Genomic DNA, 19,047 nt, shown 5'->3' with positions numbered 1-19,047 from the left:
GATGGCGGGGGAGCGCAGCGGTTCCGACGATGTCTTCTGATCACTGACCCGGCTGGTGACGCGGGCCGGTTGTGTCCCATGCGGGTCAGCCAAAGGGTTATCTGCCTACTCAGATATCTACGACATAGGTGATGCTGGTGCTGCCGACGGTCTCCGTGATGCGCCAACAGCCAGGACCGGAGAATTGGATGCCGGTCGGCCACCAGTGAAGCGTCTTGCCGGAGTCATCCTTCGCCGTGGCATATCCCCCGGTGTCGCCGGCGATTTCGCCCCCTCCGTCGAGCCGTTTGGCCGACACCTGAGGCGGTCCGAGCTCGTCGGTGACGTCGTCGTCCTGGATCGTGAACGACGGGTACTTGATGCCGCCGTGCTGGCGGGCCTCTTCGAGCAGGGCCTCGTCGGACCACCAAGCCCCCACCCACAGCTGTTCCTGGCCGAAGGCGGGACCATCGTAGGTCTGGCGCACTCCGGTTGGGATGCCCTCGGTCGTCGGACGGGTGACGCTGCAACCAGCTGATGTCGGCTTAGGCGTCGCGGCCGACGTCGCTGCCGTATTGGACGGACGTTCGACATCTCTCTCGGCAGCCGCGCACCCTGCGGTGAGAAGAATGGTTGAACACACGCCTGTAAGCGTCGCGCGCTCAACTTTCGACATTTCCGTCACGGCCATAACACGTCACCTGAGGTCCAAGATTCCACAGGTACCACCGAAGTCGCCGTCCGCCAACTGGTCCCGGTGACCGAACGCACTCCGGTTGCCATTCTGGCGGCGGCTCACCATTCTGCCTTCGCCCGGAAGAGGCCTGGACGCGATCGCTCCCGAGGCGCTTGTCGGTGCTCTGGAGCGACCGTGCGCCTTGCTCGAGCCCAGTTCAAGTACCTGCATCCGCACCGGTGGCCGAACCTGGCCTGCAACCACATGAACCCTCTCGCGACGGAATACGCGCTTCGCGGCGGTTTGACGCGGGTCGCCACGTGTGGTGCTGCGACCGGCTCGGCTACAGATCGCCGTTCTCGGCGCCCTCGGCGAGATTGGACCAGAAGGGCACGTGGACTCGGGCTGAGGGGTGTAGTGGCGGCACCTTGAACTCGTGTGCGACGTAGTCGAGGAGATTGTCACCGTAGAAGATGACGTCGGTCTGATGGACTGAAAAGACCGGGCTGGGCGCGAACTGCGCACCTGACGGCAGGCAGCGATGCGAGAACACCGGGACCAGTCTCGCGACATCGGCAAGTCGTGAGCGGGCCTCGCGTTCCCGGTCTTCACTGCCATCGGGACGATGCCCCCATGAGGCCGGCCAGAAGCCGTTGTTGCGTACGTCGAAGATGACACCTTCGATCGGCCGGTCGAGACGTCCTCGCAGCTCGTCCTCGGGATCGTTCCGCCAGTCCGGCCACGACCTGCCCACCGGCATGGCCGACTGGAGAAGCTCTCGGTGCTCGGGGCCGAAGGTGAAGCCCAGCCTGTCTTGGACTCGCGAGAGCTCGCGGTCCGATAGCCCTCGCTCGAGTTGCACCCCACCCGCAGTCAGGCGTTGGAGCACCCGGGCGGCGAGATCAGGCACGGGTCGATCATGTCGCAACAAGCGCAGACACATCACGAGTTCCGACGGTCGATAGGCGGCTACTAGAGGATTCACGTAGGACCGGTGTCCGGCCAGACTCGGTCCAGGTGATCGGCGGGCGGCTCTCTATGCGGCTGCCCACCAGCAGGACCGGTGTGGCTCTCTTTCGGGCTGCGGCCCGCCGGTCACCGTGACGAGGCGTGGCTCAAGAAGGGACTGCCCTGCTCGTAGTAGCACTGCCCACCTCGCCGACCAGTTCGGTCCGATCGAGGCGGGAGCCAAGAGCATGCAGAGAGTCATCATCGGGGTCGATCCCCACAAGCTGTCAGCGACGATCGAGGTCGTCGACGACCGGGAGCACAAGCTCGCCGGTGGCCGGTTCACCACCGACAAGCCCGGCTACGCCGCGATGGTCAAGTACGCCAAGACCTGGCCGGAACGGACGTGGGCGGTCGAGGGCGCCAACGGTGTCGGGAGGCCGTTGGCGCAGCGGCTGCTCGAGGCCGGCGAGCAGGTGCTCGACGTCCCGGCCAAGCTCGCCGCCCGGGTGCGGCTGTTCGACACCGGGCACAACCGCAAGACCGACGCCCACGACGCGCACTCCATCGCGATGGTCGCGGTGCGCACCAGCGGCCTGCGGGTGCTCACCCTCGACCCGGACCTCGAGGCGCTGCGGATGCTCGTCGACCGGCGCGAGGCCTTGAGCCGTAGGCGGGTGCAGACCGTGGACCGGTGGCAGGCCCTGCTGGCGGAACTGCTTCCCGGACAGGCCAAGAAGGACATCACCACCGGGCAGGCCAAGCGCATGCTCGCCTCGGTGCGTCCGCGTGACATCGCCGGGAAGACCCGCCGCCGGATCGCCGTCGAGGAGCTGGCGGAGCTGGTCGCGGTCGAGGCGAAGATGAAGAAGGCCACCGCCGAGCTCAAGACCATCGTCCTGGCCCGTGGGTCACACCTGATGGATCTGCCCGGTGTCGGACCCATCGTCGCCGCGCGGATCCTGGCCGACGTGGGTGACGTGTCACGGTTCGCCGACCGCAACCGTTTCGCGTCCTGGACCGGGACCGCCCCGCTGGACGCCTCGTCCGGGGAGCAGTCCCGCCAACGGCTCTCGCGCGCTGGGGACCGTCGGGTGAACCACATGATTCACATTGCCGCGATCAGCCAGCTGCGCCTGGACACCGAGGGTCGGGCCTTCTACCGGCGCAAGCGCGCCGCGGGGAAACGACCGCTGGAGGCGATCCGGTGCCTGAAGCGGCGGATCTCCGACGCGATCTTCCGACAGCTCCTCGCCGACGCCGAAGCCGCACAGCTCATAGACGTGGACGCGGGTCCGGGAGGGCAATGCGGGGCGTCTGAAGAATCCAGCGCGGCTGGCTCCAACCCGCTCACCAGCGCTTCCGATCAGCCACTTCCCGGACCCGCATCCACGACGCTACGCCCGAGCCCGCCGGCTGTGAAGAGCCTCCTCGACGCCACCGGTTGACAACAGAAGGGAGCCGAAGAGACGACCGGCCGAGTCGAGTGAGTAGGACACGCCGTCTGCGGGAGTCCCAGACGGCGTGTTCTGTTCACTCGACGGAGTGGAGCCGAGGTAGCCCCTTCTGGGCGAAGTGGGTCACTTATGTGACGTCGCTCTCGCCGAGAGACCTTCGGTCGCGGCCTACCCGTAGTGGTAGCGGCACGAGGCGATGCGGATCTCGTCTCCGACGATTTTGTAGACGAGGCGGTGCTCGTCCGTGATCCGCCGGGACCAGTAGCCGGCGAAGTCGTGCCGCAGGGCCTCGGGCTTGCCGATGCCCTCGTTGCCATTGCGTTTCACATCGGCGAGCAACACGTTGATCCGCTTCAGGACGCGGCGGTCCTGGGCTTGCCACCAGAGGTAGTCCTCCCAGGCGTTGTCGTCCCAGACGAGGAGCACCTCAGTCGGACTCGACGGTCTCGTGGGTGGTGCCGCGACCGGACTCCAGCCGCTCCATCGCGTCGAGGAGGCGGCGGGCGTTGGCGGGGGAGCGCATGAGGTAGGCGGTCTCGCGCAGGGACTCGTAGTCCTCGAGCGAGACGATGACGACCGGCTCGTGCCCCGCCCGGGTGATGACGACCTCCTCGCGGTCGTTCGCGACCCCGTCGAGCACCTCGGCGTAGCGTGCGCGGGACTCGGTGTAGCTCATCGTCTTCATGGCGACCTCCTGTACGGAATACTGTACGTCACGGTGCGTGTCGGCGCACCGGTGTCAGCGCAGGACGTCCTCGCGGTCACGTGGAGATGTCGGACCGGCCGGCGAGGTCGGACAGGCGCCGAGCGATCTCGGCGTCGCGATCGGCGGCGGCGTGTTGGTAGCGCATCGCCGCCCCGGGGGTAGAGTGGCCGAGACGCAGCATCAGCTCCGCGAGGGTGGCGCCGGTCCGGGCCGCGAGCACGGCGCCGGTGTGTCGGAGGTCGTGCCACCGGAGGTCCTCACGACCGGCGGCGCGGCGCGCGGGGTAGTAGACCTTGTAGAGCGTCGAGGGAGCCAAGTGCTGCTCGGCGTTCGCGGCGGACGGGAAGAGCAGCGCCTCGCGTCCGGGCCCGGTGTGCTCGGCCAGGTGGTGCCGGAGCGCTGGCAGCAGGTGGGGCGGGATGGCGATGTCGCGGACGCCGGCCTCGCTCTTGGGCGGTCCGATGATGTAGGCGCCGCCGGCGTGCACGACCCCCCGGCGCACCTTGACGCGCAGGTTGCGCAGGTCGATGTCACCACGCCGGAGCTCGGTGAGCTCACCGAACCGCATCGCACACCACGCGGCCAGCAGGGTCATCAGGCGGTAGCGGTCCGGCATGGCCGCGACGATGGCCTCGAGCTCGGCCAGCGTCGCCGGCTCGACCCGGTGGACCCGACGCGACGTGCCGGCCCCGCGGATCGTCGCGGGGTTGTAGGGGACCAGGGGAGCGGGGCGGGTGGCCGCGGCACTCGCGAAGATCGTGCGCAATAGGCTGTAGGTGTGGGCCCGTATCGTCTCGCGGCCAGGTGCCAGCTGGTCGTACCAGGCGCCCACGTCCTCGGGTGAGATCCGGTCGATGGGCACGTCGCCGAACGTCGGGTAGATGTGCCGGTCCAAGATCACCCGGTACATGGCCTTCGTCCGCGGCCGCAGCTCTCGGCCCCTGACCCGTCGGGTGGCGAACCAGTCCTCCGCGTAGGCCCGGAAGGTGGGCATCTCGCGGCTGCGGGCCGATCGTGCCGCGGTGTCCGGCGCCCAGAGCTCCATCGCGATCTCCGCCCGACGGGCCGACAGCCACGCGACGGCGTCGTCCTTGGCATCGAAGGTGGCGGGCGCACGGTGCAGGAGCCCGTCGGGCCCGGTGTACGCCGCCCGGTAGCGGCCCGAGCGGACCCGCTCGACCCGCCCGAACCCACGCCGGGCCCGCCTCGATGTGGCCGCCACCTAATGTCCTCCCAGTGTCGCCTCGCGAGGAACATACGAGGAACATAGGCGTCGTGTCGTGTCCGCTGACGTCCTCGGCTGTCCCGGCGTCGCATGCCGTCTGACCTGCGATATTACGCGTCAGAATGGACGCGTGAGAGGGACCGTGGTAGCTCTCAAAGAATTAGTTCAAACCCAGTATCGCCCACCACGAGAAACGGCCCCTGACCTGCAGAAATGCAGGACGGGGGCCGTTCCTGTGCGCGTGGTCAGACCTGCGCGCCGAGCCGCTCCGCGAGCTCCGCGAACCCCCTGGCCGTGACGTCGGGGGCGGCGAAGCACGACGGCCAGCCGTGACCCGAGCGGTCCAGCCACGCCGTCCGCATCCCGGCGCGGTGGGCGCCCTCGAGGTCCCACGGATGCACCGCCACGAGCAGCGCCCGGTCCGCCGGGACGCCGGTCGTCGACAGCGCGTGCGCGTACGCCTCCGGTGCAGGCTTCCAGCGGCCCGCGTCCTCGACCGAGAGGTAGGCCTCCACCACTGCCTCGGCGTCCGTACCGCTCAGCAGGGTGCGGGCGACCGAGGCCGACCCGTTGCTCAGGGTCACGACCCGGCACCCGAGGCCCGCGAGGGCCACGAGGCCGGGGACGACGTCGGGATGGGGCCTCAGCGCGACCAGCGCCTGCAGGACTTCCGTGGCCGCGGCGTCGGGGTCGCCGGAGCCGACGGCGGCGAGGCGGGAGCGCAGCGTCGCCGTCGCCACGTCGGCGAAGCCGGGGTTGTCGCCGAGGACGGTGAGCGCGAACGCATCCCGGAGCACGCCGGCGAACCAGGTCTCGACGTCGCGGGGGTCCAGCCCGACCGCGACGAAGGCGTCGGCCAGGCCCCCGAGGTCCGAGAGCGTCTCGTTGACGTCGAGGACGACCAGCTCGGGCACCTCGGGGCGGGCGTCCGTGGGCGTCGCGGTCATGGGTCCTCCGATAGTGGGTGGCGGGGGCGAGTCTCACCCGGGCGCGGTGCACGGGCTCAGGTGCCGCCCCTGCGCGCCGATAGGACGAGCGTGGGTCGTGCCAGTCTCCCCGGGAGCCGCGGCCGCCGCAGCCCGTGGCGGTCGCTGGTCGTCGTCCCCGGCGTGCTGGCGCTGGCCGCCTGCGGTCCCACGGGGCTGTTCGCCGGACCCTCCGACACCGGTGGGACGACGGTGCCGCGCCCGGCGCCACCGGTGCTCGCGCCACCGGTCGTGGCGCCGCCGGTCGTGGCGCCGCCGGTGCTCGCGCCACCGGCCGGAGCCGTGACGTCCGGGTCGTCGTCGTCGCCCACGTCCGGCACGGCACCCCCGAGCCCGAGCGCCACACCCACCGTGGCGGCGCCGAGCCCGCGCCCGTCGGTCTCCTGTCCTCCTCCGCTGGGGCCGGCGTCGACGATCCGGTTGACCGTGACCCCCGGGGTCGGCTCCGCTGTCGTCTCGTGGGCCGCTCCGCTCTCCCGCGACAGCGCCATCCAGGGATGGCTCGTGGCCGCCGTCCGCGAGGACCAGCCCACGGCGGCGCCCGTGCGCTGGCAGAAGGTCGCGGCGGGTGCCGGCTGCCGGACCCTGACGACGCGCCTGACCGGGCTGGCGCGGGGGCACGCCCACACCGTCTGGCTCGAGGCGGTCGTCCGCGGGGCCGCCACCGGGTCGCCGCTGCAGCGGCAGGTCGGGACGGAGCCTGCGGTCGGCATCCGGTGACCGGCCGCCCGGACCTAGGCTCGGGCGCATGGCAGCGCGAGCGGGCATCGTCGTCACGGGCACCGAGGTGCTCACCGGCCGGGTCACGGACCGCAACGGACCCTGGCTCGCCGAGCGGCTGCGGCTGCTCGGCGTGGACGTCGGTCAGGTCGTCGTCGTGGGGGACCGCCGCGAGGACCTCGCGTCCGCGCTGCGCCATTTGGCCGGCGGCCACGACCTCGTCATCACGACCGGCGGGCTCGGGCCGACCGCCGACGACCTGACGGCCGAGGTCGTCGCCGACGTGCAGGGCGCCGTCCTGCGCCTCGACCCCGACCTCGAGGCGCGGATCGGGGCCCGCGTGGCGTCGCTCACGGCCGCCCGCGGTTGGTCCACCGCCCCGGAGACGATGGACCGCGGCGTCCGCAAGCAGGCCATGGTGCCCGACGGGGCCCACGTCCTCGAGCCGGTCGGCACGGCGCCGGGGCTGGTCGTCCCGTCGGCCGAAGGTCCTGCGGTGCTCGTCCTGCCGGGTCCGCCCGGTGAGCTGCGGCCCATGTGGGAGGACGCCGTGCGGGACGCGCTCGTCCTCACGGCGCTCGGCGGACGCGAGGAGCTGCGCCAGGAGACGGTGCGCATCTGGGGGCCGCCCGAGGCCGAGCTCGCCGAGGTGCTGCGCGCCCACGAGGCGGAGCACGGGCTGGAGGGCCTCGAGATCACGACGTGCCTGCGCGAGGGCGAGCTGGAGGTCGTCACGCGCTTCGCGCCCGGCGCCCAGGACGCGTACGACCGGCTCGAGGCGTCCCTCGTCGCCGCCTTCGCCGACGCCGTCTACAGCACCGACGGGCGGACCGTCGACGAGGTCGTCTTCGACCTGTTCGGCAGCAGCGGCGCCACGCTCGCGACCGCCGAGTCCTGTACGGCCGGGCTGCTCGCGGGACGCATCGCCGACCTGCCGGGCTCCTCGGCCCACCTCGTGGGCGGCTTCGTCACCTACGCGAACGAGGCCAAGACCGCGCTCGTCGGCGTGCCCCCGCGGCTGCTCGAGGAGCACGGGGCGGTGAGCCCGGAGGTCGCCGAGGCGATGGCCCGGGGCGCGCGGGAGCGGCTGGGCACCACGTGGGGGGTCGCGGTGACGGGGGTCGCCGGCCCGGGGGGAGGGACGCCCCGGAAGCCGGTCGGCCTCGTCCACGTCTGCGCGAGCAGCGCCGACCGCACCGAGCACCGGGTGCTGCGGCTCGGCGGATCGCGGGAGGCCGTGCGCCGGCGCACCGTCGCGGAGTGCCTGCACCTGCTCCGGGTGCTGATGGCCGAGCGCCGCTGACGGGCCGTCAGGCGCCCGCCCGCCCGGAGGGCTCCACGAGGCTCGCGACGTGCGGCGGCAGGTCGCCGTCGAGAAGCTCCTGGAGGCTCGTGCCGTCGAGCACCTCGCTGAGGCTCGAGCGCACCGCGACCCACACGGCCGGCAGGTGCTCGGCCACGCCCTCGTAGGCGGTGTCCTGCGGCCGCAGCCCGCGCACCTCGGCGAGCGGGCCGTCGACCGCCCGGAACACGTCGCCGAGGGAGATCTCCGCGGCCGGACGGGCGAGGACGTAGCCGCCCCGCGGCCCGCGACGGCTCGTCACGAGCCCGGCGACCCGCAGCTCGAGGAGGACGGACTCGAGGAACTTGTGGGGGAGCGACTGCCGCCGCGCGAGCAGTTCCGAGGTGAGGTGCTCGGCGCTCGCCGTCCGGGCGTCGGCGAGCGCCAGCATCGCCCGGACGGCGTAGTCGGTCCGGGCCGAGATGCCGAGGACGGCGCTGTGACGCGCCGGCCGTCGCGCCCCGTCGCGCAGCTCATCGGTCATGCCACGGGTCCGGCGCCGGCCGGCTCCTCGCTGCGCAGGGCCCAGGCGACGACGTCCTCCCCGGCCGTGTACCGACGGCGCTCCACCTCGGCCCGGGTCACCTGGGCCACGAACCGCTCGCCGTCCTGCGCGGTCAGCTCGATGCGGACCTCGAACCCGAGCCGGACGACCCGGTCGACGCGGGCGGCGACGAGCGGGCCGACCTGCCCCTCGGCGGCCTGGCGCGACGCAGCCGTCGCGTGGTCGCGCTCGAGGACGATGTCGTGCGGACGCACGAGCCGGTCGCCCAGGCGCGAGACGGCGCCGAGGAAGGACATGACGAAGTCGTTCTCGGGCCGCTCGTAGAGGCTGACGGGGTCGCCCACCTGCTCGATGCGCCCCTTGTTGAGTACCGCGATCCGGTCGGCGACGTCGAGCGCCTCCTCCTGGTCGTGCGTCACGAGGACGGTCGTCACGTGCACCTCGTCGTGCAGGCGGCGCAGCCAGCGCCGCAGGTCGGCCCGGACCTTGGCGTCGAGCGCGCCGAACGGCTCGTCGAGGAGCAGCACCTGCGGGTCGACGGCCAAGGCTCGCGCGAGGGCCATCCGCTGCCGCTGCCCGCCGGACAGCTGCGCCGGGTAGCGGTGCTGGAACCCGTCCAGCCCGACGATCTCGAGCAGGTCGTCGACCTTGCGGGCGACCTCGGCCTTGGGGCGGCGGCGGATGGTCAGCCCGAATGCGACGTTGTCGCGCACCGTCATGTGCTTGAAGGCGGCGTAGTGCTGGAAGACGAAGCCGATGCCGCGGCGCTGCGGCGGCTGGTGGGTCACGTCCTCGCCGTCGATGCGCACGATGCCGCCGTCGAGGTCCTCGAGCCCGGCGATCGAGCGCAGCAGCGTCGACTTGCCGGAGCCGCTCGGGCCGAGCAGCGCGGTGAGCGACCCGGCGGGGATCTCGAGGCTCACGTCGTCGAGGGCGACGAAGTCGCCGTAGGTCTTGCGGGCGTCGGTCACGGTGATCATCGGTGGGTCGTCTTCCGGTCGAGCAGCGTCATGCCGAGGAGCGTGAGCAGCGCGAGGCCCATGAGGAGGGTCGCCGCGGTGTACGCGCCGTAGGTGTTGTGGTCGTCGATGTAGCGCGAGTGGACGAGGAGGGTGAGGGTCTGGCTGACGCCCGGGAAGCCGGACGAGACCATGATCACCGCCCCGAACTCGCCGAGGGCTCGCGCGACGGTGAGCACGACGCCGTAGGTCAGGCCCCATCGGATGGCCGGCAGGGTGATGCGACGGAACGTCTGCCAGCCGGACGCGCCCAGGGTGGCGGCCGCCTGCTCCTGCTCGGTGCCGATCTCGTGGAGGACGGGCTCCACCTCGCGGACGACGAAGGGCAGCGTGACGAAGACGGTCGCGATGACCATGCCCGGCAGGCCGAAGATCACCGTGATGCCGGTGCTCTGCTCCAGTCCGCCGAACCACCCGCCGACGCCCCACAGCATGATGAGCGAGACACCGACGACGATGGGGGACACGGCGAACGGGAGGTCGACGACGGCCTGGACCACCCCGCGGAACGGCACCCGCCACCGGGCGAGCGCGATGGCGGTGACGACGCCGAAGACGACGTTGAGCGGCACCGTGATCGCGACGATGAGCAGCGAGAGGTTGAGCGCCGAGACGGCCGCGGGTGTGCGCACCGAGGCCAGGAACGGGCCGAGACCCTCCCCGAAGGTGCGCCAGAGGATGACGACGATCGGGACCGCGAGGAGCCCCACGAGGTAGACGAGGGCGAGCGTGCGCAGGGCGACGGTGGCCCGACGGGAGGTCCTCATGCGGTGCTCGCCTCCCGTCGCTGGCTGAGGGTCGCCCAGCCCCGCAGGACGAACAGGGTGAGGAAGGACACCGACAGCAGGGCCACCGAGACGGCGGCCGCGGCGGCCGGGCTGTCGACCTCGATCTGCTGCTGGATGTACTGCGACACCACCTGCGTCTCCCGCGGGATGTTGCCCCCGATGAGGACGACCGAGCCGTACTCGCCGACCGCCCGGGCGAAGGCGAGCCCCGTGCCGGAGATGACCGCCGGCGCGAGGGAGGGCAGGACCACCCGGCGGAAGATGGTCGCGTTCGAGGCGCCGAGCGAGGCCGCGGCCTCCTCGACCTCGCGGTCGAGCTCGATGAGGACCGGCTGCACGGACCGGACGACGAACGGCAGCGTGACGAACGCGAGGGCGACGCCCAGCCCCCAGCGGGTGGCGTTGAGGTGCACCCCGACCGGGCTGTTCGGGCCGTACAGAGACAGCAGGACGATGCTGGCGACGATCGTCGGCAGCGCGAAGGGCAGGTCGATGAGCGCGTTGACGACACGCTGCCCGGGGAACTCGTCGCGGACGAGGACCCAGGCGACGAGCGTGCCCATCACGGCGTTGACGAGGGCGACGACGACGGAGACGCCGAGCGTGACCTCGAGGGCCGCGAGGGCCGCGGGCGCGGTGACCGCGGCCCAGAACCCGGAGAGGCCGTCGTCGAACGAGCGGACGGTGAGGGCCGCCAGCGGCAGCAGCACCATGACGCTGAGCCACAGGCCGACGACCCCGAGCCCGAGGGCGCGGCCCCCGGGACCACCCCGGCGGCGCCTCCCTCCCTGTGAGGAGGCGCGGGCCGGGGCGGCCGACGGTGGAGCCGGGGACGGGGGGGCCCCGACCGGCTGGGTGGTGGTGGACACGCCTGCGCTCACTGCGTCGCGGCGCTGTAGATCTTCGCGACGGAGCCCTCCTCCTTGTCGAAGAGGGCCGGGTCGACCGTGCTCCAGCCGCCGAGGTCGGCGATCGTCCAGAGCTTCTCCGGCGTGGGGAAGTCCGACGCGAACTCGGCCGCGACGGTCTCGTCGACCGGGCGGAACCCGGCCTGCGCCCAGAGCTTCTGCGCCTCGGGGGTGTAGAGGAAGTCGTCGAAGGCCTTCGCCTTGGCCGCGTTCTTGCTCGTGCTGAGGACGGCCACCGGGTTCTCGATCTTGAAGGTCTGCGGCGGGGTGACGTGCTCCACCGGGTCGCCCTCGCGCTCGATGAAGAGCGCCTCGTTCTCGTAGCTGAGCAGGGCGTCGCCGCTGCCCTGGAGGAAGGTCTCGGTGGCCTCGCGTCCCGACTTCGGCTGCACCTTGACGTGGTCGCTCACGAGGGCGTTGACGTAGTCGAGGCCGGCCTGCACGTCCTGGCCGCCCTGGCTCTTCACGGCGTAGGGCGCCAGGAGGTTCCACTTCGCCGAGCCCGAGCTGAACGGGTTGGGCGTCACGACGTCGACGCCGGGCTTGAGCAGGTCGTCCCAGTCCTTGATGCCCTTCGGGTTGCCCTTGCGGACCACGATGGTCACGACCGAGCCGAAGGGGATGCCCTGGTGCTCGCCGGAGCTCCAGCCCGGGTCGACCATCTTGGCGTCGACGAGGCGCGTGACGTCGGGCTCGACGGAGAAGCTGACGATGTCGGCCTCGGCGCCGGCGGCGACCTTGCGCGACTGGTCGCCCGACGCGCCGTAGGACTGCTGGAACTGCACCCCCTTGCCCGCCTCGGTCTTCTGGAAGGCGGGGATCACCTTGTCGTAGCCCACCTTCGGGACGGCGTACCCGTAGAGGTTGAGCGTCGTCGTGGCGCCTGCGGCCCCCCCGCCGGCGGCGGCGTCGACGCTGTCGCTGGCCCCGCCCCCGGCGCAGGCGCCCACCATCAGGGTCGCCCCCGTGAGGAGGGCAGCCAGTGCGGTTCGTCGGCTCGTCATCATGTGCTCCTGCGGCTCGTGCGTGTCGCGGACCCCTGCCCGCCACACGAACCCTATGGGCTTAGTAGGAATTGCCGCAAGGAAACGGAGAAGATGAACAGCGGGGCACAGGAGCTGGGCCCGAAACCCTCAGGTCGGGGCTCGTGCGACCGATGGGGCGGGCGTGGTGGACCGTCTCGACCTGCCGACTCGGCGCGCCCGGTCCATGATGGGCACACACCCTCGTCGTCCCCTGTCCCCGAGGTCCCGCGTGCTCGTCCGTTCCCTGTCCTTCGGTGTCGCGTACGCCCTGGCCACCGTGCTCGGGCGGGCCGTCGTCGACCCCGCGACGGGACTCGCCCTCTTCTGGCCGGCCGCGGGCGTCGGCGCCCTCTGGGGGCTCATGGCCCGCGGACGCCGCGAGCTGGCCGTCGTCACCGCGACCGCCGGTGTGGTCGCCGCGCTCGCCAACGGGCTGACCGGCTTCGGCTGGGGCACCGCGCTCCTGCTCGGCGTGGCCAACGCGGTCGTGGCCGCGGGCACCCGTCTGGCCTACAGCGAGCTCCGGGTACGGACCAGCCGCCGTCAGGGAGCACGGCCGCGGTGGGACGCCGAGGGCTACGCGAGCCTGTCCGACTTCTGGCGGCTGATGCTCGCGGGGCTCGTCGCGACGGTCGCGAGCGCCGTCGTCGCCCTCGTCGCCCTCGGACCCGTCGGCGGCGCCCCGGTGACGGGGTCGACGGCCCTGGCCTGGGTCCTGCGCAACGGCGCGGCGGTCGCGGTCCTCACCGCCCCGGGTCTGACGACCCGCCACGCCCGGGCCCGCACGACGTGGGCGCAGCTCGCCGAGTTCGCCCTCGTCCTGCTCGTCACGGTCCCCGTCGTCTGGGCCGTCTTCGGGACGCGCCACACCCTGCCGCTCGCCTTCCTCCCGATCGCGCTGCTCCTGTGGAGCGGCATCCGGCTGCCCGTCCCGCTCGCGGCGGCCCACGGGGCGACCATCGCCCTCGGGACCTTCCTCCTCGTGCGCTTCGCCGGCGGCGGACCCTTCGGGGCCATCGCGGACCCGGTGTCGGCGGCCCAGGTCCTGCAGGCCTTCATGATCCTCGCGTCCGGTCTGGCGGTGATCCTCGCGACCGTGCAGACCGAGCGCGACCGGCTGCTGGAGTCCCTCTCGGTCTCGAGGCGCTCCGCGCGCATCCAGGCCGCGGACCTCGTCGCCATCACCCAGACCATCCCGGACGCGCTCGCCGTCGTCGATCGGCTCGGCCGGATGCGCCCGCTCAACACCGCCGCCCACCGTTGGCTGGGGCCGCCCCTGCCCGACGGCTTCGCCGCGCGCCCGCCGCTGGCGCTCTCGGCCGATAGCCTCGACCGGGCCGCGGACACCAGCGCCCCCGGCCGGGCCCTGCGGGGCGAGCGGGTCGAGGACGAGCTCGTCCTCCTCGACGACGTCGAGAGCGGCGAGACGCGGATGGTGACCGTCCACGCGGTCCCGCTGCGCGACCTCGACACCCGCAGCCCCGACCGCGCCCTCGTCGTCCTGCACGACAGCACCGAGGAGCACCGGCGGGTCACCGACCTCGACGCGGCGCGCGAGCGCTCCGAACGGCTCGTCGCCGACGCGCCCCACGGGATCGCCGTGCTGGACCGCCAGGGCCGGATCATCCGGGCCAACGACAGCCTCGCGGAGGTCACCGGGCGGCCGCTGCACGAGCTGGAGGGCCTGCCGGTCGACGGTCTCTCGCCGCGCCACCCCGACGACGTCGCCCGTCACCTCGAGCGGGTGCTCCACGAGAACGGCCGCCCCGTGCGGGACGAGTGGACGCTCACCCGCCCCGACGGCACCGACGTCCGCGTGTCGCTGACCAGCCGGGTGCTCTCGGCGGGGGAGGAGCGGGCCGAGACCGACGGCGTCGTCGTCATGAACGTCATCGACGTCTCCGAGCGGCACCGCTACGAGCAGCGCCTCACCCACCTCGCCGACCACGACGTCCTCACCGGCCTGCCCAACCGGCGCCGCTTCGAGGAGGACCTCGAGCGGCAGCACCGCCGCGTCGAGCGGTACGGCCCGAGCGGGGCCCTCATCCTCCTCGACCTCGACAACTTCAAGGACGTCAACGACACGCTCGGCCACGCGGCCGGCGACCAGCTGATCGTCTCGACGGCCCACGTGCTGCGCGCGACCGTGCCCGCCTCCGACCTCGTCGCGCGCCTCGGTGGGGACGAGTTCGCCGTGCTCCTGCCGGATGCGGACCGCGCCGGCGCGGAGATCGTCGCGGCCGAGATCGTCGAGCGGGTGCGGGCGCACACCTCCACCCTCGACGGCGTCAACCGGCGCGTCACCGCGAGCGTCGGCGTCGTGACCTTCGCCGACGCCCAGCGCCAGGACTCCGACATCCTCGCCCTCGCCGACATGCTCATGTACGACGCCAAGGACGACGGCCGCAACTGCTACGTCCTCCTCGGCGACTCGGCGCGACCGGAGCCACGCTCGGGCGCGCGGCTGGCGTGGCGCTCCCGCCTCGAGAACGCCATCGAGCACGACCTCTTCGAGCTCTACCTCCAGCCGATCGTCGACGTCCGCACGAACCGCGTCAGCGGCGCCGAGGCCCTGCTCCGGCTCGTCGACGAGGGCGAGCCGGTGGCGCCCGGCCGCTTCGTGTACATCGCCGAGCGGACCGGTCTGGCCCCCGCCATGGACGCCTGGGTGGTGCGGCACGGGATCGAGATGCTCCGCCGCCTGCAGGCGCTGGCCCCGGGGCTCACGCTCGCGGTCAACATCTCGGGCAGCTCGATGGGTGACCCCGGCATCGAGGCCGAGCTCGTCTCCGGCCTGGAGCCGCACGACATCGACGCCGGGTCCCTCGTCGTCGAGGTCACCGAGACGGCAGCGGTCTCCGACGTGCTCGCCGCCCGCGCCTTCGCCGCCCGCCTCGGCGCCCTCGGCGTCCGTTTCGCCCTCGACGACTTCGGCACGGGGTTCGGCTCGTTCTCCTACCTCAAGCACATGCGCTTCGACGTCGTGAAGATCGACGGGGAGTTCGTCGCGGACTCCGACCAGAGCGACACCGACCGCGCGATCCTCGAGTCGATCGTCCGGATCGCACACTTCCTCGGCAAGCGCACGGTGGCCGAGTTCGTCGGTCGGTGGGAGACCCTCGACGTCGTCCGTGACCTGGGCATCGACTACGCTCAGGGCTACCTCCTGGGGGAGCCGGTGCCGTTCGACGAGTTCGTGGCCCGCCACCTGGGGGAGGCGGTGGGGGTCCCGGGGGCACCGCACCGCGACCTTGCCCGGGCAACGACGCCGCACGTCATCGACCCGCGGAGGGACCTTCCGTGAGCAGCTCGACCAACCGGCTCCAGCGGGGCACCGGCATCTTCGTCGTCCTCATGGCGACGGCCGCCGCCGGGATGCTCTGGTTCGCCCTCACCCTCACCGACCCCGAGGCGCGGCGCCCCGCGAAGGAGGGCGCGGTGTTCGGGGTCTGGCAGGTCCTCTACGACACGCAGGCGCCCTCGACCCAGCTGCTCGTCGCCGCGGTCGGTCTCGCCCTCCTCCTGGCCGCCGGTGTCGCGCTCGTCGAGAGCCGCATCACCAAGCGCTACCGCCGGTCCGAGAACACGGGCGAGACCCCGCTGGCGCCCAAGCTCGTCATGGCCCGCACCGCCGGGGTCTACCACGGCCCGGTCACGGTGACGGTCCTCATCCCCGCGCACAACGAGGAGGACCGGATCGTCGCCACGCTCGCCTCCCTCCAGGAGCAGACGAGCCGTCCCGACCGCGTCGTCGTCGTCGCCGACAACTGCACCGACGCCACCGAGGAGCTGGCGCGCGCGGCGGGTGTCGAGGTCTTCACGACCGTCGACAACGCGCACAAGAAGGCCGGCGGCCTCAACCAGGCCCTCGCGAGCCTGCTGCCCGAGCTCGGCGAGAACGACACCGTCATGGTCATGGACGCCGACACCGTCATCGGCCGCGAGTACCTGGAGACGGCGAGGCGCCGGATGACCGAGGACCGGGCCCTCATGGCCATCGGCGGCCTCTTCATGGGCGAGGACGGCCACGGGCTCGTCGGGCAGTTCCAGCGCAACGAGTACATCCGCTACAGCCGGGACATCAAGCGCCGGCGCGGGCGGCTGTTCGTCCTCACCGGCACGGCGTCGGTCTTCCGGTCCGCGGCCTTGCGCGAGGTGGCTGCCCAGCGCGGCCGGCGGCTCCCCGGCGTCCCCGGCGACGTCTACGACACGGTCGCACTCACCGAGGACAACGAGCTGACGCTCGCGCTGAAGTCCCTCGGCGCCCTCATGACCTCGCCCGCGCAGTGCACGGTCGTCACCGAGGTCATGCCGACCTGGCGGGCGATCTGGCACCAGCGCCTGCGCTGGCAGCGCGGGGCGCTCGAGAACCTCGGGGCCTACGGCCTCACCCCGCAGACCTCGCGGTACTGGGTGCAGCAGTTCGGCATCGGGTACGGCTCGGTGGCCCTGCTCAGCTACTACGCGGCGATCTTCACGATGGCGATGTCGCTCGACGACTGGGTCTGGTTCCCGTTCTGGCTCGGCGTGGGTGGGCTCTTCATGGTCGAGCGCGTCGTCACCGCCTGGCGTGGCGGTTGGCGGGCCCGTCTCGTCGCGGCGACGCTCTTCCCGGAGCTCGTCTACGCGACGTTCCTCAACGTCGTCTTCCTCAAGGGCGTGGTCGACATCCTCGTCGGGCGGCAGGCGCAGTGGTCCCACGTGACCCGGTCGGCCGACGGCAAGGTCGTCGTCCGGGACGGACAGCACGCATGACCGCCGTCGCCGTCCCGGCCGGGCTCCTGTTCCCCGAGAGCACGATCTTCACCCCGTGGTTCGCCGTGCTCAGCGTCTTCGTCGCCATCAACACGGTCATGTACGTCGCGCTGGCCGTCGCGAAGATCCTGCCCAAGGTCGACCCGCGCGAGTGGCTGCCCCGGCGCTACGAGCGCGCCCAGTCGCGCAGCATCCACCCGGTCGCCACGGACGCCGGGGCGGACGAGGACGCCGTCAGGCGCTGACCTCCCGCTCCCGCCCCGCGAGCAGGGGCGCGAGCGTCGGGCCGGGCTCGTCGCCGAGCAGCGAGGCCGCCACCCACCGGGCGGCGAGGCCGTCGAACGTGCCGAGGTGGCGCAGCATCGAGTGGCTCCCGCCGGGCACGGTGACGATGCCACCGCGCGTGCCCGGCCCGAGCCGGTGGGCGACGTCGCGCGCGAGGTCCGATCTCGCGACGCGGTCGGCGTCGCCGTGGACGAGGAGGACGTCGCGGCCGGGGAGCGGCCCGACGGGATCCCCGGGGGCCAGCCACGTGGCGAGGCCGACGACGGCGCGCACGCGCTCGTCCCCGGCGGCCAGCAGGGCGGCGCGACCCCCGAGGCTGTGCCCGACGAGGGCGACCGGGACGTCGCCGACCTGCTCGGTCACCCGGTCGAGCGCCCACCGGGCGTCGTCGACGGGGTTCGGGTGACCGGACCAGCCGCGGGTCGAGTTGAGCAGCCGCCAGACCGCGAGCCGGCGCCGTCCGGTGGTGGCCAGGCGGCCCGCGACGGGCACCATCCGCAGGACCGAGAGCTGGGTGGGGCTGACGGGGACGCCACCGGTCCGGCTGCCGCCCCCGTGCAGCACGACGACGGCGCCGCGCGGCTCGGCGGGGACGGTCGTCGGCTCCAGGCGGCTGCGCACGTCGGTCACGGGTCCTGTCTACCCCGGTCACCCGTGTCCCACCCGGCCGGCTCCGATCCGGTGGGCGGGAGCGGGCCGAACCCCCGGCGTGCACACCCGCAGTGACCGTCCGTACCGCGCCGTCGTCTCCGTCGCGCGCTTCCTGTTCCGCGTCCTCGGCCTCCGGGTCGAGGTGCGGGGCGCGGAGCACCTGCCGGCCACCGGGCCGGTCGTCGTCGCGGCGAACCACCAGAGCTTCGCCGACTTCGCGGTCGTCGGCCTGCCCGCGGTGCAGCGGGGTCGGCTCGTGCGCTTCCTCGCCAAGGAGGCCGTCTTCCGGGCGCCCGTCGCCGGCCGGCTGATGCGCGCCATGGGGCACGTCCCGGTCGACCGCCGGGCGGGCGCGGCGGCCGCGGTCCGGGCGCTGCGGCTCCTGCGGGCGGGCGAGGTGGTCGGCGTGTACCCGGAGGCGACCATCGGGCACGCCTTCCTGCTCAAGGAGCGTGCGGACCTGCGACGTGGTGCGGCCCGGCTCGCGCTGGAGACCGGCGCCCCGCTCGTCCCCGTCGCGCACTGGGGCCTGCACCGGGTCCTCACCGTCGGCGGCCGGGTCTCGCTGCGGCGCGGTCGCTGGGTCGGCGTCGTCGTCGGCGAGCCGTTGCTGCCCCGGCCGGGGGAGGGCGTCGAGGAGCTGACCGACCGGCTGCACGCCCGCCTCGAGGCGCTCGTCGAGGACCTCGTGGACCGCTATCCCGACCCGCCGCGCGACCCGGTGTCCGCATGGTGGTGGCCGGCCGCCCGAGGCGGCGGGGCTCCGGACGCGGCGGACGCCGCGCGGCTGGACCGGGCCGCGATGGACGAGGCCGACGACCACACGGCTCGTCGACGGGCGGGACGGCGTTGACATCGTTGTCGCACAGGCGGAATCGTTTACATCACACGTAACCGGGCAGTAGGTGTGAGCAGGATCTCTGGCGGCAGTCCGGATGTGACGAAGGACTCCCGCGTCGAAACGCTTCGACCATGGACCCGCCACCCGCGCCTACGGTGCAATGGCTGTCTCGCAGGGCGGGATGCACGACGTCGTGGTCCCGCCCTCGGGTTGACCTGCGTGACGACCGAA

Annotated in this window: 20 protein-coding genes; 7 read left to right on the top strand and 13 right to left on the bottom strand. The window is 72.6% G+C overall.

The window, feature by feature from the left end; all coding sequences use genetic code 11:
* Positions 1-109: 109 nt before the first annotated feature.
* On the bottom strand, positions 110-670 hold the full coding sequence (locus tag KMZ30_RS03215) for a hypothetical protein (RefSeq protein ID WP_215511607.1): 561 nt from the start codon (positions 668-670) through the stop codon (positions 110-112).
* Between the two features lie 328 nt (positions 671-998).
* Positions 999-1,565 carry a hypothetical protein gene (locus KMZ30_RS03210; RefSeq protein ID WP_215511608.1) on the bottom strand — a complete coding sequence of 189 codons (567 nt, stop codon included), beginning with the start codon at positions 1,563-1,565 and terminating at the stop codon, positions 999-1,001.
* Positions 1,566-1,851: 286 nt separating this feature from the next.
* On the opposite strand from KMZ30_RS03210, the gene KMZ30_RS03205 reads away from it, so the two are divergent.
* On the top strand, positions 1,852-3,051 hold the full coding sequence (locus KMZ30_RS03205) for an IS110 family RNA-guided transposase (RefSeq protein ID WP_215511823.1): 1,200 nt from the start codon (positions 1,852-1,854) through the stop codon (positions 3,049-3,051).
* Positions 3,052-3,228: 177 nt separating this feature from the next.
* Here KMZ30_RS03205 and KMZ30_RS03200 read toward each other — a convergent pair whose 3' ends face one another.
* The 5 genes from KMZ30_RS03200 to KMZ30_RS03180 all read right to left on the bottom strand — a co-directional run bounded on the left by KMZ30_RS03200 (position 3,229) and on the right by KMZ30_RS03180 (position 6,468).
* Entirely contained in the window at positions 3,229-3,486 is a 258-nt protein-coding gene (locus KMZ30_RS03200) for a Txe/YoeB family addiction module toxin (RefSeq protein WP_215511609.1), read from the bottom strand.
* Between the two features lies 1 nt (position 3,487).
* Positions 3,488-3,745, bottom strand: a complete 258-nt coding sequence (locus KMZ30_RS03195) for a type II toxin-antitoxin system Phd/YefM family antitoxin (protein ID WP_215511610.1) — start codon at positions 3,743-3,745, stop codon at positions 3,488-3,490.
* Positions 3,746-3,821: 76 nt separating this feature from the next.
* A complete protein-coding gene (locus KMZ30_RS03190; protein WP_215511611.1) occupies positions 3,822-4,988 on the bottom strand; it encodes a tyrosine-type recombinase/integrase in 1,167 nt (388 codons plus the stop codon).
* 248 nt (positions 4,989-5,236) lie between these two features.
* Positions 5,237-5,938 (bottom strand): haloacid dehalogenase type II, encoded by a 702-nt coding sequence (locus KMZ30_RS03185; RefSeq protein WP_215511612.1) that lies wholly within the window; start codon positions 5,936-5,938, stop codon positions 5,237-5,239.
* 56 nt (positions 5,939-5,994) lie between these two features.
* Complete coding sequence (locus KMZ30_RS03180; RefSeq protein WP_215511613.1) at positions 5,995-6,468, bottom strand: hypothetical protein; 474 nt, start codon at positions 6,466-6,468, stop codon at positions 5,995-5,997.
* A 13-nt stretch (positions 6,469-6,481) separates the two neighbouring features.
* Between KMZ30_RS03180 and KMZ30_RS03175 the strand changes: the two genes are divergently transcribed.
* Entirely contained in the window at positions 6,482-6,697 is a 216-nt protein-coding gene (locus KMZ30_RS03175) for a hypothetical protein (protein ID WP_215511614.1), read from the top strand.
* Positions 6,698-6,725: 28 nt separating this feature from the next.
* On the top strand, positions 6,726-8,000 hold the full coding sequence (locus KMZ30_RS03170; protein ID WP_215511615.1) for a competence/damage-inducible protein A: 1,275 nt from the start codon (positions 6,726-6,728) through the stop codon (positions 7,998-8,000).
* 7 nt (positions 8,001-8,007) lie between these two features.
* On the opposite strand, the gene KMZ30_RS03165 is transcribed toward KMZ30_RS03170, so the two are convergent.
* The 5 genes from KMZ30_RS03165 to KMZ30_RS03145 are packed head-to-tail and all read right to left on the bottom strand — an operon-like array spanning position 8,008 to position 12,263.
* Positions 8,008-8,523: an RrF2 family transcriptional regulator gene (locus tag KMZ30_RS03165; RefSeq protein WP_215519854.1), complete on the bottom strand. Its 516-nt coding sequence runs from the start codon at positions 8,521-8,523 to the stop codon at positions 8,008-8,010.
* Positions 8,520-9,524: a sulfate/molybdate ABC transporter ATP-binding protein gene (locus tag KMZ30_RS03160; RefSeq protein ID WP_215511617.1), complete on the bottom strand. Its 1,005-nt coding sequence runs from the start codon at positions 9,522-9,524 to the stop codon at positions 8,520-8,522. Before KMZ30_RS03160 ends, KMZ30_RS03165 begins: the two co-directional genes overlap by 4 nt.
* A complete protein-coding gene (locus KMZ30_RS03155; RefSeq protein ID WP_215511618.1) occupies positions 9,521-10,330 on the bottom strand; it encodes a sulfate ABC transporter permease in 810 nt (269 codons plus the stop codon). The genes KMZ30_RS03160 and KMZ30_RS03155 overlap by 4 nt, the downstream gene beginning before the upstream one ends.
* Positions 10,327-11,220: a sulfate ABC transporter permease subunit CysT gene (cysT, locus tag KMZ30_RS03150; RefSeq protein ID WP_308279573.1), complete on the bottom strand. Its 894-nt coding sequence runs from the start codon at positions 11,218-11,220 to the stop codon at positions 10,327-10,329. The genes KMZ30_RS03155 and cysT overlap by 4 nt, the downstream gene beginning before the upstream one ends.
* 8 nt (positions 11,221-11,228) lie before the next feature.
* Positions 11,229-12,263 carry a sulfate ABC transporter substrate-binding protein gene (locus KMZ30_RS03145; protein WP_215519853.1) on the bottom strand — a complete coding sequence of 345 codons (1,035 nt, stop codon included), beginning with the start codon at positions 12,261-12,263 and terminating at the stop codon, positions 11,229-11,231.
* Positions 12,264-12,513: 250 nt separating this feature from the next.
* Between KMZ30_RS03145 and KMZ30_RS03140 the strand changes: the two genes are divergently transcribed.
* From KMZ30_RS03140 to KMZ30_RS03130, 3 genes are read left to right on the top strand one after another with little or no spacing between them, the layout of a single operon-like run.
* On the top strand, positions 12,514-15,588 hold the full coding sequence (locus tag KMZ30_RS03140; protein ID WP_215511621.1) for a bifunctional diguanylate cyclase/phosphodiesterase: 3,075 nt from the start codon (positions 12,514-12,516) through the stop codon (positions 15,586-15,588).
* Positions 15,585-17,039: a glycosyltransferase family 2 protein gene (locus KMZ30_RS03135; protein ID WP_308279575.1), complete on the top strand. Its 1,455-nt coding sequence runs from the start codon at positions 15,585-15,587 to the stop codon at positions 17,037-17,039. Before KMZ30_RS03140 ends, KMZ30_RS03135 begins: the two co-directional genes overlap by 4 nt.
* Entirely contained in the window at positions 17,036-17,284 is a 249-nt protein-coding gene (locus KMZ30_RS03130; RefSeq protein WP_215511622.1) for a hypothetical protein, read from the top strand. The genes KMZ30_RS03135 and KMZ30_RS03130 overlap by 4 nt, the downstream gene beginning before the upstream one ends.
* Here the strand turns inward: KMZ30_RS03130 and KMZ30_RS03125 are convergent.
* The gene (locus KMZ30_RS03125; protein WP_308279576.1) at positions 17,274-17,954 is read right to left on the bottom strand and encodes an alpha/beta hydrolase; all 681 of its coding nucleotides are present in this window, start codon (positions 17,952-17,954) and stop codon (positions 17,274-17,276) included. The two genes, KMZ30_RS03130 and KMZ30_RS03125, sit on opposite strands and share 11 nt — an antisense overlap.
* Before the next feature lie 79 nt (positions 17,955-18,033).
* Here KMZ30_RS03125 and KMZ30_RS03120 point away from each other — a divergent pair, with 79 nt between their 5' ends.
* Positions 18,034-18,828, top strand: coding sequence for a lysophospholipid acyltransferase family protein (locus KMZ30_RS03120; protein WP_215511623.1), 795 nt, complete (start codon positions 18,034-18,036; stop codon positions 18,826-18,828).
* Positions 18,829-19,047 lie beyond the last annotated feature (219 nt).

It is taken from the genome of Phycicoccus mangrovi, from assembly GCF_018729305.1.
In the GTDB taxonomy this organism is placed as follows: domain Bacteria; phylum Actinomycetota; class Actinomycetes; order Actinomycetales; family Dermatophilaceae; genus Phycicoccus; species Phycicoccus jejuensis.
Note: the sequence above shows the minus strand (reverse complement) of the source record. Positions and strands in the feature narration are given on the sequence as shown.